Annotated in this window: 15 protein-coding genes; 6 read left to right on the top strand and 9 right to left on the bottom strand. The window is 70.4% G+C overall.

What is annotated here, in order from left to right; translation table 11 throughout:
• Positions 1-12 precede the first annotated feature (12 nt).
• The 3 genes from ACFY3V_RS31640 to ACFY3V_RS31630 are packed head-to-tail and all read left to right on the top strand — an operon-like array spanning position 13 to position 2,910.
• The gene (locus tag ACFY3V_RS31640; RefSeq protein WP_362906223.1) at positions 13-1,473 is read left to right on the top strand and encodes an NAD-dependent succinate-semialdehyde dehydrogenase; all 1,461 of its coding nucleotides are present in this window, start codon (positions 13-15) and stop codon (positions 1,471-1,473) included.
• Positions 1,470-1,670 carry a hypothetical protein gene (locus tag ACFY3V_RS31635; protein ID WP_362906221.1) on the top strand — a complete coding sequence of 67 codons (201 nt, stop codon included), beginning with the start codon at positions 1,470-1,472 and terminating at the stop codon, positions 1,668-1,670. Before ACFY3V_RS31640 ends, ACFY3V_RS31635 begins: the two co-directional genes overlap by 4 nt.
• Before the next feature lies 1 nt (position 1,671).
• Complete coding sequence (locus tag ACFY3V_RS31630) at positions 1,672-2,910, top strand: iron-containing alcohol dehydrogenase (protein WP_389778569.1); 1,239 nt, start codon at positions 1,672-1,674, stop codon at positions 2,908-2,910.
• A gap of 280 nt (positions 2,911-3,190) precedes the next feature.
• On the opposite strand, the gene ACFY3V_RS31625 is transcribed toward ACFY3V_RS31630, so the two are convergent.
• The 6 genes from ACFY3V_RS31625 to ACFY3V_RS31600 all read right to left on the bottom strand — a co-directional run bounded on the left by ACFY3V_RS31625 (position 3,191) and on the right by ACFY3V_RS31600 (position 7,970).
• The gene (locus ACFY3V_RS31625; protein ID WP_389778567.1) at positions 3,191-3,538 is read right to left on the bottom strand and encodes a DoxX family protein; all 348 of its coding nucleotides are present in this window, start codon (positions 3,536-3,538) and stop codon (positions 3,191-3,193) included.
• 96 nt (positions 3,539-3,634) lie between these two features.
• Entirely contained in the window at positions 3,635-4,561 is a 927-nt protein-coding gene (gene sigJ, locus ACFY3V_RS31620; protein WP_362906216.1) for an RNA polymerase sigma factor SigJ, read from the bottom strand.
• A gap of 147 nt (positions 4,562-4,708) precedes the next feature.
• Positions 4,709-5,107, bottom strand: coding sequence for a hypothetical protein (locus ACFY3V_RS31615; RefSeq protein ID WP_389778564.1), 399 nt, complete (start codon positions 5,105-5,107; stop codon positions 4,709-4,711).
• The gene (locus tag ACFY3V_RS31610) at positions 5,104-5,847 is read right to left on the bottom strand and encodes an NAD(P)H-binding protein (RefSeq protein WP_362906211.1); all 744 of its coding nucleotides are present in this window, start codon (positions 5,845-5,847) and stop codon (positions 5,104-5,106) included. The genes ACFY3V_RS31615 and ACFY3V_RS31610 overlap by 4 nt, the downstream gene beginning before the upstream one ends.
• A 100-nt stretch (positions 5,848-5,947) precedes the next feature.
• On the bottom strand, positions 5,948-6,838 hold the full coding sequence (locus tag ACFY3V_RS31605) for an RNA polymerase sigma-70 factor (protein ID WP_389778562.1): 891 nt from the start codon (positions 6,836-6,838) through the stop codon (positions 5,948-5,950).
• A gap of 169 nt (positions 6,839-7,007) precedes the next feature.
• Complete coding sequence (locus ACFY3V_RS31600; protein ID WP_362906207.1) at positions 7,008-7,970, bottom strand: NAD(P)-dependent alcohol dehydrogenase; 963 nt, start codon at positions 7,968-7,970, stop codon at positions 7,008-7,010.
• Positions 7,971-8,069: 99 nt separating this feature from the next.
• On the opposite strand from ACFY3V_RS31600, the gene ACFY3V_RS31595 reads away from it, so the two are divergent.
• Positions 8,070-8,750: a TetR/AcrR family transcriptional regulator gene (locus ACFY3V_RS31595; protein WP_389778560.1), complete on the top strand. Its 681-nt coding sequence runs from the start codon at positions 8,070-8,072 to the stop codon at positions 8,748-8,750.
• 32 nt (positions 8,751-8,782) lie between these two features.
• Here the strand turns inward: ACFY3V_RS31595 and ACFY3V_RS31590 are convergent, their stop codons facing one another.
• From ACFY3V_RS31590 to ACFY3V_RS31580, 3 genes are all read right to left on the bottom strand, one after another.
• Positions 8,783-9,775 carry a MerR family transcriptional regulator gene (locus ACFY3V_RS31590; protein WP_389778558.1) on the bottom strand — a complete coding sequence of 331 codons (993 nt, stop codon included), beginning with the start codon at positions 9,773-9,775 and terminating at the stop codon, positions 8,783-8,785.
• 212 nt (positions 9,776-9,987) lie between these two features.
• Positions 9,988-10,305, bottom strand: coding sequence for a hypothetical protein (locus ACFY3V_RS31585; RefSeq protein WP_362906201.1), 318 nt, complete (start codon positions 10,303-10,305; stop codon positions 9,988-9,990).
• 167 nt (positions 10,306-10,472) lie between these two features.
• Positions 10,473-12,410, bottom strand: a complete 1,938-nt coding sequence (locus ACFY3V_RS31580; protein WP_389778555.1) for a BTAD domain-containing putative transcriptional regulator — start codon at positions 12,408-12,410, stop codon at positions 10,473-10,475.
• Between the two features lie 112 nt (positions 12,411-12,522).
• Between ACFY3V_RS31580 and ACFY3V_RS31575 the strand changes: the two genes are divergently transcribed.
• Together ACFY3V_RS31575 and ACFY3V_RS31570 are read left to right on the top strand one after the other, a co-directional pair.
• Entirely contained in the window at positions 12,523-13,401 is an 879-nt protein-coding gene (locus tag ACFY3V_RS31575; RefSeq protein WP_389778553.1) for an alpha/beta fold hydrolase, read from the top strand.
• A 116-nt stretch (positions 13,402-13,517) separates the two neighbouring features.
• Entirely contained in the window at positions 13,518-14,753 is a 1,236-nt protein-coding gene (locus ACFY3V_RS31570; RefSeq protein ID WP_389778551.1) for an epoxide hydrolase family protein, read from the top strand.
• The last annotated feature ends 113 nt before the right edge of the window (positions 14,754-14,866 follow it).

The raw sequence follows: 14,866 nt of genomic DNA, 5'->3' as shown, positions 1-14,866 counted from the left end.
GGAGGCGACGCGATGAGTGACCCGATGAACGTCCTGGCCCCCGAGCACCGGCGGCTCCGGATCGGCGACGCCTGGCGCGACGCCGCCGGCGGAGCCACCTTCGCCGTCGAGGACCCGGCCACCGGCAAGACCATCGCCGAGGTGGCGGACGCCGACGTCGTGGACGGGCTCGCCGCTCTGGACGCGGCGAGCAAGGCGATGGCGGAGTGGGCGGCGACCCCGCCGCGAAAACGGTCGGAGTTGCTGACCGCGACGTACCGGGCACTGACCGAGCGATCCGAGGAGGTCGCCCGGCTGATAACGCTCGAGATGGGCAAGCCGCTCGCCGAGGCTCGCGGAGAGGTGGCCTACGGCGCCGAGTTCTTCCGTTGGTTCGCCGAGGAGGCGGTGCGCGTCGAGGGACGCTACAACACCGCTCCCGCCGGTGGATATCGCATCCTCACCGTACCGAAGCCGGTCGGACCGTGCGTCTTCGTGACGCCCTGGAACTTTCCGCTGGCCATGGGGGCCCGCAAGATCGCTCCTGCGCTGGCGGCGGGCTGCACGACGATCACCAAGCCGGCAGCCCAGACGCCACTCACCATGCTGTTCCTGGCCCGCATCATGGAGGAGGTCGGCGTTCCCCCGGGCGTCGTCAACGTCGTGACGACAAAGCGTTCCGGCAAGGTGGTCTCGGCACTGCTGGCCGACCGCCGGACCCGCAAGCTTTCGTTCACCGGGTCGACCGAGGTCGGGCGCGTGCTGCTCCGACAGGCGGCGGACAACGTGCTGCGCACCTCCATGGAACTGGGCGGCAACGCGGCCTTGATCGTGTGTGCCGACGCGGACCTGGACGTCGCGCTCGACGGTGCCATGGTGGCCAAGATGCGCAACATCGGGGAGTCCTGCATCGCGGCCAACCGGATCTACGTCGAGGAGCCGGTGCGCGAGGAGTTCACGGCGCGCTTCGCCGAGCGGATGGCCGCGCTCTCGGTGGGCCACGGTCTCGACGACGGCGTGAACGTCGGGGCGCTGATCGACGAGCCCTCGGTCACCAAGATCGACGAGCTCGTCGCCGACGCGGTCGATCGCGGCGCCCGTGTCCTGGTGGGCGGCGAGCGTCCGGAGGGGCCGGGCCACTTCTACCCGCCTACGGTCCTCGTCGACGTGCCCGAAGACGCGCAGATACTGGAGGCGGAAATCTTCGGCCCGGTGGCGCCGATCATCTCGTTCACGTCCGACGACGAGGTGATGGCGAAGGCCAACGACACCGAGCACGGCCTGGCCGGATACGTCTTCACCCGTGACCTCCAGCGGGCGCTCCGGTTCGCCGAAGGGCTGGAGACGGGGATGATCGGCATCAACCGTGGCCTGATCTCGGACCCGTCGGCTCCGTTCGGAGGCGTGAAGCAGTCCGGGATCGGCAAGGAGGGGTCGCACGAGGGCATCTTCGAGTACCTCGACGTCACCTACGCCGCGATCGACCTACCGTGACCGGCCTGCGGCTCCGGGTGCCCACCGAGGATCACCGCATCGCGATGGACCCGAGGGCGCCCGGGCACGACCGGATCCGGGAGTCCGGCACGCGCCTGCGCCACCCGGCAGCCAACCCTGCCGACGCCGTCCCGGTCTCGCAGGTGACCTGGACGTCCGCCCAGCAAATCACCGCCGACGTTCCAGAGAGGCACTGACATGCTTGAGACCGTCCGCGGACCACGCCAGCTGATAGTGGGCGAAGGGGTCGCGCAGAACATCCCACGAGTGGTGGCCGAGTGCGGCTCGCGACTCCTCATCGTGACCGACCGGGTTCTTCTGGGGCAGCCGGGCGTGGCCGAGATCGTGGCCGCCGTGCGGGAGAAGGTCGAAGTCGTCGGGGTGTTCGCCGACGCGACTCCGGACGTGCCACTCACCGATGTCGCCCTGGCCGTCTCGGTCGCCGCAGAGGTGGACGCCGACGTGATCCTCGCCATCGGGGGTGGCACGGTGATCGACCTCGCCAAAATCGTCGGCGTCATCCGGCGCCACGGTGGGACGCCGCGCGACTTCTACGGCGAGTCGAGGGTGCCGGGGCCGACGATTCCTCTCGTCGCGGTCCCGACGACGTCAGGCACCGGCTCCGAGCTCACGCCCGTCTCGGTGCTGACCGACCCGGACCGCGAGCTGAAGGTGGGGGTCTCCAGTGTCCACATCGTGCCCGACTTCGCCATCGTCGACCCCGAGCTCACCTACACCTGCCCCGCGACCGTCACCGCCCACTCCGGCATCGACGCGTTTTGCCACGCGGTGGAGAGCTACACCGCGCGGCCCCGGGCCCACGCACCTCGCGACCCGGTGGAGCAGGTCTTCCTCGGCCGCAACCCGATCACCGATCACTACGCGCTCCTGGCCGCGGAGCGGATCGCCCGCAGCTTGCCCCGTGCCGTCAGGGACGGAGGCGACAAGGACGCGCGCGCGGACATGTCCTATGGGTCCATGCTGGCCGGGCTCGCGTTCTCCCACGCGGGCAACGGGGCTCCGCACGCCCTCCAGTACCCCATCGGCGCAGCCACCCACACACCGCACGGCCTGGGTGTCGGGCTGCTGCTGCCCTACGCGCTGGACGCGGCCAAGGATGCCATCGGCGACCGGTTGGCCGTCCTCGCCGGGGTGTGCGGGCTCGATGTGACCGACGCCTCCGATGCCGAGGCCGCGGATATGTTCCTCACCTGGCTCGACGGGCTCCTTGCCGACATCGGCATCCCTGCCACCTTGGCGGACATCGGCGTGGCACGCGCCGACCTCCCGCGCTTCGCGGAGATGGCCAGTGGCGTCACCCGCTTGATCCAGAACCATCCGGGCCCGACCGACACCGCCAGCCTGACCGCGATCCTCGAAGCGGCCTGGACCGGGGACCGGACCCGACGCGTCCTGACTCCGGAGCAGAGACGGTGACGGGCCTTTCACCTGACGACGAGTTCCCTGCCCCACCCCGGGTATCGGAATTGTCGGCTACGCCGTAACGGAAGCCGCCCATTCCCCGGCCTGGCGCACGGCTGCGCGCCCACCAGGCCGGCCACGGCCACAACGGTATGGCCCCGGTTGCCGGCGTTGGCCGGTTGCCGGAGGCGAACTCCCCGATGTCGGTCTCCTCCAGGTGAGCGAGGACCAGTGGATGCCGTCGGTGCCGCTCATGACGTCCGCGTCGAGGTGATGTCTTCGCCCAAGTGATGAATCAGCGGCACGTCAGGTTGACGGCCAGGGCGGCCACCGCCATGCAGAAGAAGAGGCTCCAGGGGGCGAAGTGGTGGTCGTTGGCCCGTAGGTGTGCCGCGAATGCGCCGAGGAAGTACAGCACGAGCCCGCTGGCGGCGAGCGTGCCCAGGATCGGTACGGCGATTCCGGCCAGCAGCCCCAGCGCCCCGGCGGCCAGCAGCACCCCCAACAGGCGCATCCAGGACCGGGGAACGCCCAACATGTCCGCCTGGCTCTTGGGGTAGTCATGGCCGATGAGGTTGGCGATGGCTGCCATACCGTAGAGCGCCGCAGCGAGAAGTGTGACCGTGAGATAGACCGCGAACATCAAGCTATTCCCTCTTCCGTGACAACGATCGGCTGGTTGATCGCCTCACGGACGAGACGGCGGCCCGAGGAGTGACGCGTCGCCGTGTGATCTGCGTTACAACGCGACGCCGGTCAGCTTCTCCGGGTTGCTGACCACGTGGATCACCTCGATTTTCCCCTTCGCCAGGTGGAAGGTGGCCGCCAGCACCGGTGTGCGCCCCGAGTGGATGATGATTCCCGGGCCGTCGTTGACCTGGAAGATCTGCGCCAGCGAGTCGTACGGCCGACGTGCCGACAGGACGACGGCGGCGCGGGCCACACGCTCGCGGCCGTGGATGGCCCTGCGAGGGGCGCCGGTGAATCCGCCACCGTCGCTCACCATGGTCACATCCGGCGCCAATACCTCCATCAGGGCATTCAGGTCGCCGCCAAGACAGGCCGCCAGAAACCGCTCGGTGGCCTGCCGCCTGGTCGCTTGATCGGTGTCATAGCGTCGGTGCCGCGTCTCCACCGCCTTCCTGGCGCGGAGCGCTATCTGGCGCACTGTCGCGTGTTTGCGCCCGATGAGGTGCGCTATCTCGTGGTGGCCGTACCCGAAGGCCTCGCTGAGCACGAACACCGCGCGTTCCACCGGGGAGAGCATCTCGAGCACCAGCAGCATCGCGGTCGACACCGACTCCTTGAGCAGCACGTTCTGCGCGGCATCCGGATCGGTCAGAAGCGGCTCGGGCAGCCACGATCCCACATAGGACTCCCGCCGCACGCGTGCACTGCGCAGCCGGTCGATCGCCAGCCGGGTGGCCACCCTGACCAGATAGCCTTCGGCGTCCGCGACGGTCGCCACATCGACGCGGCTCCAGCGTAACCACGCGTCCTGCACCACATCTTCGGCTTCGGCGACGCTGCCGAGCACCCGGTAGGCCACAGCGTGCAGCAGACCGCGGTGCTCGGCGAATGTCTGCTCGATTGCCAGGGGAAACATCTTGACCCGCTCCGATACGGCTCGCGTGAACCTCGGGTACGCCGTCCGATCGATCGGCACCACCTGAACCTTCGAAACCTTTACCAATATCGGCGATCAAGCTCGCTGACCCGTTTCTACGGTATTCCGGTGGCGCCCGAAGCACGCCACCCGCGGAGCCGCCCGAGTATCTCGTGAACCCCACCGCTCTATGGAAAGGTGGAGGAATTACTCCTTTTCGAGCCGGCTGGTGAGCGGAAGCAGCACCAGCGGGATCACGACGGCCACCGTGAGTGCGGCCAGCAACGGCACGCGTTCGCCGGGCGTGAGATGGTGCAGCAGCTGGATGTGGATCACCAGGTGCGGCGCGGCGAACACCAGGTACACGGCGAGCGCCGTACGGGCCATGCTCCGCCGTACGATGAAAAAACTCACGCCCAGCACCACCGACGTGGCCAGGCTCATCGCGCCGTAGTCCATCATCAGATGCGCGTTGTACGGCATGCGCATCCCCACCCACGGAATGTCGAAGAACGAGCGGGGCGACAACAGTGCCCAACCCCCCACGACGAACTGCGCCACGGCGAGGAAGGCCAGGCCCGCCCGCAGCCGGGTGAGGGCGCTCATGCGGCGAGGAACTGCTCGAAGGTGATGCGACCGTCGGCGTGCTCAGGGGTGAGATGTCCCCCTTCGCGGTAGCCGCGGATACCGGCCCCGGGCATCGGCACCGACACCACCGGCCGACGGCTGGGGCGCGAGCGCGTGTAGGCGCGGGCCAGATCGGCGGCGAGGCGCACCTCGGGCCCGCCCATGTCCGGCGAACGGCCGGCCGGTGGCGCGCCGGCCAGCGTGACCAGGCGGGCGGCCACCTCGCCGGCGTCAACGGGCTGGAAGCTGACCCCGCTGGGCATCACGATCATGGGCAGCCAGCGCTGGCTCGTGCACATCCAGACGATGAGCTCGTGGAACTGGGTCGTACGCTGGATCGTCCACGGCAGGGCAGAGCGTTCCACGAGCTGCTCACAGGCCAGCTTCGCCCGGTAGTAGGCCATGTCCACCTGGCCGACGCCGACGATGGACACGTACATCAGATGCGGGCGCCCGGCTCGCACCGCCGTCCGGATGAGGTTGCGCGTGCCGGCGATGTCCGCACGGCCGTTACCGGTCGCGCAGTGGACAATCACCCCGACGCCGTCGACCGCCTCCTTCAGGCCCTCACCGGTGAGCAGGTCACCGCGCCACGTCCGCTCATCCGATGGCGCCTTGCGGCTCAGCACGCGGACGGCATGACCGTCCGACAGAAGCCGTGGCACGAGTACGCGGCCGAGCCGGCCGGTACCGCCCGTCACCAGGATCAGGTTCGTCACGAGCAGGAATCCTCCGCGGAGAGCGCGATGCCGGTGTTCCGGCCTCGCGCGGCTGTCAGGTCACCGCCTCACACCGGGTCCGGCGTGAGGCGGTCACCTGTTAAGAACCGGACAGGCCTCCGGAATGTGACAACCGCAGCTTGTCGGGGTTGGCGATGATGCGAATCCCGCTGATCCGGCCGTTCGCCGTCTCCGGCACCAGCACGCCGACCGGCTTCCCACCGGCCCGGGCCAGCAGTCCCAGTGCGCCGTTCACCTCCGTAGCCGACAGCCGCACCCCCTCACCGGCGATGCTCAACGACCCCACCAGGTAGCGCGCCACCTTGGAGACACCGGAGATGGGCCGCCGAGCGGCGCCGACCCTGCCGCCACCGTCCACCCACACGGTCACGTCCTCGGCCAGCACCTTCTCCAACCCCGGCAGGTCTCCTTGTTCCGCGGCTTTCAGGAAGCTTTCCACCAGGTCGCGGCGGTGGTCCTGGTCCAACCGGCGATCGGAGCGACCACGCGCCTCGGTCAGACGCCGGCGAGCTCGGGTGTACAGCTGCCGGGAGTTCGCCTCGGAGGAGTTGATGACCTCGGCCACCTCCCGATGGCTGTAGTCGAAGGCTTCGCGCAGGACGAACACCGCGCGCTCCACCGGGTTGAGCCTTTCCAGCAGCACCAGGAAGGCCAGCGAGACGAACTCCCGCTGCTCGGCGCTGTCCAGCGGGCCCAAAGCGCCGCCCGCGGTCAACACCGGCTCCGGCAGCCAAGAACCGACATAGCTCTCCCGGCGCGCACGCGCGGACGTCAACCGGTTCACACACAGGTTGGTGGCGACCTTGGCCAGCCACGCCCACGGCGACGCGACAGCGCTCGCCTGATGCCACCGCAGGAAGGCGTCCTGGACGACGTCCTCGGCCTCCTCAGCCGAACCCAGCATCCGATAGGCCAACCCGAACAGCTTCGAACGATGCCGCTCGAACTCCTCAACCGCATCAACTGTCACGCGCACCAGACTCTCAGCCCCCTTACGGGCCCGGTCGCCTGGAGGCCACGACGGGTGCCGCTCGCCCTGCCGCAGCGATCAGGGATGCGTGGAGCGAGTCGTGCGGTTCACCGAGCCGGAGGATGAAACCCGTCCCGGAAAGGCTGAGGAGCATCTGCGATCGTGACGATCAGTCGACCCTGACCACGTACTTGCCCCGTACCCCGCCCGCCTCCAGCGCCCGGTGTGCCGCCGCCGTCTCCTCCAGCGGGAAGCACCTGTCCACCGCGGGGCGCAGTCCCCCGTCCGCCGCCTGGCGGGCGAGGTCGTCGAAGAGCGCCCGCGTGGGGTTGCCGCTGAAGAAGCGCACCCGGCCGCGTCCGTGTACGGCGCTGGCGGCGATGTAGCCGAGTGAGGCGGCGAGCCGTGTCAGGTCGAAAGAGATGGTGACCATGCGTCCGCCGGGCGTCAGCAGGCGCCGGAAGGACCGCAGGTCGGTGCCCACGGTGTCGAGGACCACGTCGAACAGGCCCAGTTCCCCCGGCGGGACGGTCCGGTGGTCGATGGCGTGGTGGGCGCCGAGCGTGCGGACGAAGTCGAGGTTGGCGGCGCGGGCCAGGGCCGTGACTTCGGCACCGTATGCCCGTCCGAGCTGGACGGCGGCGTTGCCGACGCCACCCGCTGCGCCCCGTACGAGCAGTCGTTCACCGGGGCGCAGCCTGGCCTTGTCGCGCAGCGCCGTGATGGCCGTGGTCGCGACCGGCAGCGCGGCGGCTGCCACCAGATCCAGTCCGTCCGGGACCCGGCCGAGCCGCTCGGCCCGGACCGCCACGTACTCGGCGGCGCTGCCGAATCCGGTACGGCCCACGACGCCCCACACCCGGTCGCCGACCGCGACGCCCGTGGCATCGGCGCCGAGCGCGGCGACCTCGCCGGTGAAGTCCAGCCCGACGCGTTGCGGGAACTTCTGTCCGGTGAAGAGACGGAGGCGGCCGGAACGGGCCGCCAGTTCGCCGCCGTTGACGCTGAACGCGCGCACCCGCACGAGTACCTCGCCGGGTGCCGGTTCGGGACGTGGAACCCGGCCCACGTACAACACCTCGGGGCCGCCGAAGCGGTCGAAAAGCACTGCTCTCATCGTGCGGTCGTCCATCGTTCTCACCTTCGTCACCAGCGGCCGTGCGGGGGGCTGGCCCCGAGCGTAGGCTCTTAACCGGACGACACCGTCCGTTTAGGCCGGAGGTGAGAGACAGTGGTGGAGGAATCCTCTCGGATCGCGGGCCCGGGGCTGCGGGCCGACGCCCGACGCAACCGGGGGCGCATCCTCGTCGCCGCCCGTGCGGTCTTCGCCGAGCACGGGATCGACGCGCCCATGGCGGCCGTGGCGCGACGGGCCGGGGTCGGCGTCGCGACGCTGTACCGGCGTTTTCCGACCCGGGACGACCTGGTGCGGGCTGCGTTCGCGCAGCAGATGGAGACCTGCGCCCGAGCGCTCACCGAGGCGCTGGCCGACCCCGACCCCTGGCGGGGCTTCCAGCGGCTGGTCGAGACGGCCTGCGAGCTTCAGCGGGAGGAACAGGGGTTCTCGGCCGCGTTCGTGGCGGCCTTCCCGGACAGCACGGTGGAACACGCGCAGGCCCGGGAACGGGCCGAGCGGGACCTGATGACCCTGGTCCGCAGAGCCCAGGCAGCGGGCGCGCTGCGGGCCGACTTCCACCCCTCCGACCTCGCCGTGGCCCTGTTGTCCCATTGCGGGCTGGTCACCGCGCTGCCGCGTGACGGTGCCGCGTCTCGGCGCCTGGTGGCGTACCTGCTCCAGTCGTTCCGCGCCGAGGCGGCTCACGGGGCCCTGCCTCCGCCGAGTGCCCTGTCGCTGCGCGGTCTCCCGCTCGCGGCCGACGGCTCCCGGAGACAGCGGCCCTCCAAGAACTGACGCGAGGCGCCTGCGGCTTCGGGGCGAAGTGATCAGCGAGCCGGTGGGGCGGACGCGCGCAGTGCCGCGGCGAGCCATTCGTACGGGAACTGCTCCGTTGGCGCGTTGTTCACGGCGGTGACCAGCGCCATGTACCGGTCGAGCGGTCCCTCCGGCTCCGGCGGCGTGCGGTCCCACTCCGCGGCCATCAGCATGTGGTCGGCCGTCTGGATCCGGAACTCGGGCGTGTCCGGCATCCCGGGGCTGTCCGGTGTCGCGAAAATGCCGGTCAGCCACCCGATCCATCGGTCGGCGATCTCCCGCCCTCGTGGTGAGTCCGGTGGCACCTGCTCCCGTGCCGCGTCCATCGCCGCCTGGCCGATCGGCGTGGCCGCCTCCAGGCTGTCCAGCATCGGCGACGAGGTCATCAGCGGTCCGGCCCCGGTGGTGCACACCTCGTGCAGCTCACGGCGCACGGCCTGCCGGGCCTCGGTGTCCCGGACCATCTCGGCCAGCTCGATCCACGCCTCCAGCTGGGCCGCGCTGGGATGTTCGGGCAGCTCAGGCCGGACCGCCCGCCACCACTCGACCATCCGCTCCGGCGGCTCCCAGCCGGTGGAGACCTCCGTCCAGAACTCGTCGATCAGCCGGTCGCGCTCCTCGTCCGGCATGCCGACGAGCTTGTGCATCAGCGTGACCTGCTCGGCCGTGGAGTCCTGTCGCAGGATGGTCGACAACACCGCGCGACGGCTGCGCAGCCGTGCCTCCTGCCGTGCCAGCAGGGCCAGGTGGGTGGCGGCCAGCTCGCGCAGCGTCGCCTCGCCGGCCAGCACCCGCCGGATCTCGTCCAGGCCCGCGTCGAGTTCCCGTAGCGTCCGGACCAGTTCCAGCCGGGCGATGGCCGACACGTCGTACAGGCGGTGGCCAGCCGACGTGCCGGCGGTCGGCGTGACGACGCCGGCGTCCGCGTAGTACCGGACGGCGCTGACGCTCAGGCCGGTCCGCCGGGCGACATCCCCGATGGCATACAGCTCGTTCGTGTCCACGACGCCCACTATGCGACCTCAAGCGGCTTGAGATGCAAGCGCCTGAGAAGACTTCGACGTGGAGCCCAGACACCTCCACCACATCGGAGGTCTTCGCTATTGATCAAGCCCGACTGTCAACTACGTTCGTGGTCAATACAAATGTCGCCAAGCACCCGAGCCGCCCGAGGAAGGCCGCGATGACGGCTGACCGTCCAGCGGTCGCGGCCCGCTCAGCGTGGGCGGCTGAGGGCGGCCTCGGCCAGATCCGTCCATCTCTCGGCCAAGGAGTGAGGCACGACCACCCAGTCCTTCATCACCCTGCCCCGTCCCGAGGGGTCGAACAGGGACGTCCCAGCCAACTGAAGCGCGGCCGTGTGTTCAACGGTTTCCCTGACCAGCCGGAACACCATGGAACCGTCGCGCTGCAGGCTCGCGAACACCTTCCCCGCCTGATCTTTCAGCGCGGGATTCCCCATCATTGTGGAGATCCATACGCCCAGGTCGGCCAGCTCGGCGCCGACCTGCTTGAAATCCTCTTCCGCGCTCATCGTCAGTCGGCCCCAAACTCCATGGCGTCATGGTCGGACAGCTCATCCGTCCCGCATGACGCGATCACCTCGGCCCCGCCTCCTCGCAGCACGGCGATCACCCTAGCCGTTTCGATGGCGACCTGAGCCCGCCGGGGCCATGGGGCGAGCTCGCGGATCGCCTTCGCCTACCTCGCTTCGGCGCATGCCTTCGCCTCGGCCAGATACCGCGACACCGGGCCCAGGGTCAGCATTCCGCTGCCGGCGCCGGCTTGTTCGGCACAGGCATCGCTCAGGGCCGCCGCAGCGTGTGCGGCGATTTCGCGCTCGCCGAGGTGTACGGCGGCGCGGGCGGTCAGGCACCACATGGCCTCCTGCATGTGGTCACGCGGCGGTTCGGGCACCGCGGCGAGGGCGGTACGGGCCTGCTCGCCCCGGTCCTGGGCCAGCAGCACGAGGGGGCGTGCCCAGGGCCGGTACGGACCCCAGTCGAGGTGCGGGTCAACGGGCGCGGGCCGGTCGTGCAGCAGGCGCAGCCCCAGCAGGGCGAGCGGGAACAGGCCGCGGTGCAGCCCCGGCATTCCGGCCGCAAGGAGGGCGTCCTCGCAGGCGCGGTAGTGCGCTGCGGCCGTGGCGGCGCTCGGCCCACCGGGTTCGGTGCTGCGAACGGCCGTGGCCCGGGCCCTGAACCACCGGGTGAGGACGGCGACGAGGGGCGCCTCCGTGGTGGCGGCGAGCTGTTCGGCGGCCTCGGCGTGCGCGGTCGCGGCGTCGAGATCACCGAGGGCCGAGGCGGATTGCAGGCGGATGAGCCGGCCGAGTACGGCGAAGTTCGGCAGCTCGTGCCGGGTGGCCAGGTCGAGGATCTCGGCGCCGATCCCGTCTCGTACCGTCGCGAGCCCGGGGCGGGTGAAGGACTGCAGGAAGACCCCGTTGAGCGCGAACGCCAGCAGGGCCGGATCGGCCAGGTCCCGTGCCAGCGCCTCGGCCCGCAGCGCCGCCTGGTGCGCGCGTCTCAGCTCGGCCCCGGACAGATCGGCGCTGCGGCTCTCGACGGCGATCGTGGCCAGCAGGCGGCCCGACAGGCCGGGGGGACCGTCGGGGCCGAGTGCGGTGAGGGTGCGCTCGGCGGCCGCGACGACGGCGCGGGACTGTTCGGGATCGTCGGCCCGGCTCCAGATGGCGGGCACGTCGTAGGCGCCGATGATCCGGGCGGTCAGAAAGAGGTCTCCCGTGCGTTCCGCCGCCTGGATGGCGGCGAGGCGGTCGCGCCGCGAGTGGATGAGGGCGTCGCCGCCCGCCAGTGCGAGGGTGCGGGCCAGATTCACGGTGGTGCGCGGGCCGAGCCGGGCACCGGGACCGGTCCACGCGGTGCGCGCGCCTTCGAGGAGCACGGATCCGCGGAGGATGTCCGTCTCCAGGCGCTGAAGATCGGCACCGGGGTCCAGTCCGAGTTGATCGACGAGCATCGTGCGGGCGCGGCGGAGTGCGGCCAGTGCGTCGGCCTGGCGGCCCGCGCGGTACAGCGCGCGGGCGAGAAGTCCCCAGGCCGGCTCGCGCCACGGATGTTCGGCGACGTGAGCACCCAGTTCGGCGACGAGATCGGTCCCTTCCCCGGAGTCGAGGAGGATACGGGCGCGCAGTTCCACCCCCTCCAACCTCAGTTCCTCCAGCCGGGTCCGCTCGCGCCGCACCCATGGGGAGCCGGGCACATCGGCGTAGGCGGGTCCGCGCCAGACCGCGAGTGCCACGTCGAGGTCGGCCACCGCGTCGGGGGTGCGGCGGGCGCGGGCCAGGGCGTCCTGGAACCGGTGGACGTCCACGTCCTCGCGTGACAGGCGCAGCGCGTAGCCGGGACCTTCGGTGACGATCACGCGCGGCGGGCTGCGCGGCGGCCGGTCGGGTTCGAGGGCGCGGCGCAACGCGGCGACGAACGTCCGCAAAGCGCCCACGGCGCGGGCCGGTGGATCGGTCCACAGGTCGTCGACGAGGGTGTCGGTGGTCACCATCCGCCCCTCGGCGGCGACGAGCCTGGCGAGTACCTCACGATGACGAGGCCCGCCCAGGTCGGCCGGGCTGCCGTCGTCGCGGAGCGCCCGCACGGCGCCGAGCACGTCGATTCGCATACTCCCATCCTCCCTGCCTGGGGTCGGCCGAGCCCAACCGCACTGATCGGCTGCTGATCGCCGTCGCCCAGGCTGATCGGGTCAGTCCCCCAATCGAAAAGGACGGCCCTTCATGACGCTCACCATTCCCGGCTTCGATCACATTCGCCTGCCCGGTGCGGGCGGTGTTGAGCTGTCCACCGCTGTCGGCGGCAGTGGCAGCCCGGTCGTGCTGTTGCACGGTTTTCCGCAGACCCACCTGATGTGGCGACACGTCGCCGAGCGGCTCGCCGACGAGCACACGGTGATCTGTCCTGACCTTCGAGGCTACGGCGCCAGCGACAAGCCGGCGGCCACCGACCCCGACGTGTACGCCAAGCGCGCCATGGCCGCCGACGTCGTGACCCTGGCGGCGGCGCTCGGGCACGAGCGTTTCGCTCTCGTCGGCCACGACCGGGGCGCCCTGGTCGCCTTCCGGGCGGGGTTGGACCATCCTGAGACCATCACGCACCTGGGCATCCTCGACATCGTGCCGACGCTCGACATGTGGAACGTCCTGCACGGCGTCTCGGCGGCGGTCGGCTACCACCTTTTCCTGATGGCGCAGCCGCCGGGCCTGCCGGAGACGATGATCGCAGGCAGCGCGGACGCGTTCTTCGGTTCCTTCCTCGACGCCTGGGCCAACGACCCGGCCGCCGTGCCGGAGGATGTGCGTGCCGAATACCTGCGGGCGAGCGCCGCGGCGGTGCCGTCGATCGTCGCGGACTACCGGGCCTCGGCGGGCATCGACGTCCTGCACGACCAGGCGGACCTGGACGCCGGGTCGCAGCTGGCCATGCCCGTGACGGTCGTCCAGCAGGACTGGGGTGCGCGGCTGGGCTACGACGCCGCCGGCGTGTGGAAGGCGTGGGCGCCGGACCTGGACCACCGGCTGACCCGGGCGGGGCACTTCATGGCCGAGGAGGCACCCGACGAGATCGCGGCGACGATCCGGGGCCTGCTGGCCCGCTGACCCTCCTGTTCTCGGCTCGTCCACACGGGTAGATCCGATCGGGGTGCCTGAGCGGCGACCGCCCCGTGACCGATTCAATGTCCCAAATGGTTGATGTCAGAAGAAGGAACCACGCGATGAGCACCCAGGACGTCTTCCCGCTGAAGCCCTTTGCGATCCACGTGTCCGACGAGGCCCTCGATGACCTGCGCGCCCGTCTCGCATTGACCCGTCCGCCGCTGGACGAGGGGAACGAGGACTGGTCCTACGGCGTCCCCGACGGCTATCTCCGTGACTTGGTCGCCTACTGGCGGGACGGCTACGACTGGCGCAAGGCCGAGGCCGCCATCAACGTCCACGACCACTACCGGGTGAGCGTCGACGGTGTCCCGGTGCACTTCATGCGCAAGGCCGGCCGCGGCCCCCGTCCGATCCCGCTGATCCTCACCCACGGCTGGCCGTGGACGTTCTGGCACTGGTCGAAGGTGATCGATCCGCTCGCCGACCCGGCCGCGTTCGGCGGTGACCCCGCCGACGCCTTCGACGTCATCGTGCCGTCTCTGCCCGGCTTCGGTTTCCCCGGCCCGCTCACCGGCTTTCCCGACGTCAACTTCTGGAAGGTCTCCGACCTCTGGCACACCCTGATGACCGAGACCCTGGGGTATGAGAAGTACGCCGCCGGGGGCTGCGACATCGGCGGAATCGTCACCAGCCAGCTCGGCCACAAGTACGCCGACGAGCTGTACGGCATCCACATCGGCTCCGGGCTGCCGCTCAGCTTCTTCACCGGCCCCCGGGCCTGGAACTTCGCCCGGAACCAGCCTCTCACCGACGACCAGCCCGCGGACATCCGCGCCCGCATCATCGAGCTGGACCATCGCTGGGCGTCCCACCTCGCCGTGCACATGCTCGACGGCGCCACCCTGGCCCATGGGCTGAGCGACTCCCCCGCCGGACTGCTCGCCTGGCTGCTGGAGCGCTGGAACGCCTGGAGCGACAACGGCGGCGACATCGAAACCGTCTTCACCAAGGACGATCTGCTCACCCACGCCACGATCTACTGGGTGAACAACTCCATCGCCACGTCGATGCGCTACTACGCCAACGCCAACCGCTACCCCTGGGCCCCCGCCCACGACCGCACCCCGGTCGTGCAGGCCCCGGTCGGCCTCACCTTCGTCACGTACGAGAACCCTCCCGGCATCCACACCGCCGCCGAGCGCGTCCAGGCGTTCAAGAGCGGCCCGCAGGGCGACTGGTTCAACCACGTCAACGTCAACGCCCACGACCACGGCGGCCACTTCATCCCCTGGGAGAACCCCGACGCCTGGGTGAACGACCTGCGCCGTACCTTCCACGGCCGCAGACCCTGAACGACCTTCGCGGGCTCCTGTGGCGACGGGCTGCCGGCCGGCACAGTCCACGGGAGCCGCTCCCGCCTCGACCGGCGTCGGCTTCGTAGGCATGTCCGGCGCGGAGCGCCGGA

The sequence above is a fragment of the Streptosporangium sp. NPDC000095 genome (assembly GCF_042899335.1).
In the GTDB taxonomy this organism is placed as follows: Bacteria; Actinomycetota; Actinomycetes; order Streptosporangiales; family Streptosporangiaceae; genus Streptosporangium.
This window is presented reverse-complemented; position numbering and strand designations above follow the sequence as displayed.

What these genes read in the sequence shown, in the direction of transcription:
- ACFY3V_RS31640 (WP_362906223.1), top strand. Translation starts at nt 13, where the DNA reads ATGAGTGACCCGATGAACGTCCTGGCCCCCGAGCACCGGCGGCTCCGG.
- ACFY3V_RS31630 (WP_389778569.1), top strand. Translation starts at nt 1,672, where the DNA reads ATGCTTGAGACCGTCCGCGGACCACGCCAGCTGATAGTGGGCGAAGGG.
- ACFY3V_RS31625 (WP_389778567.1), bottom strand. Translation starts at nt 3,538, where the DNA reads ATGTTCGCGGTCTATCTCACGGTCACACTTCTCGCTGCGGCGCTCTAC.
- ACFY3V_RS31615 (WP_389778564.1), bottom strand. Translation starts at nt 5,107, where the DNA reads ATGAGCGCCCTCACCCGGCTGCGGGCGGGCCTGGCCTTCCTCGCCGTG.
- ACFY3V_RS31600 (WP_362906207.1), bottom strand. Translation starts at nt 7,970, where the DNA reads ATGGACGACCGCACGATGAGAGCAGTGCTTTTCGACCGCTTCGGCGGC.
- ACFY3V_RS31585 (WP_362906201.1), bottom strand. Translation starts at nt 10,305, where the DNA reads ATGAGCGCGGAAGAGGATTTCAAGCAGGTCGGCGCCGAGCTGGCCGAC.
- ACFY3V_RS31580 (WP_389778555.1), bottom strand. Translation starts at nt 12,410, where the DNA reads ATGCGAATCGACGTGCTCGGCGCCGTGCGGGCGCTCCGCGACGACGGC.
- ACFY3V_RS31575 (WP_389778553.1), top strand. Translation starts at nt 12,523, where the DNA reads ATGACGCTCACCATTCCCGGCTTCGATCACATTCGCCTGCCCGGTGCG.
- ACFY3V_RS31570 (WP_389778551.1), top strand. Translation starts at nt 13,518, where the DNA reads ATGAGCACCCAGGACGTCTTCCCGCTGAAGCCCTTTGCGATCCACGTG.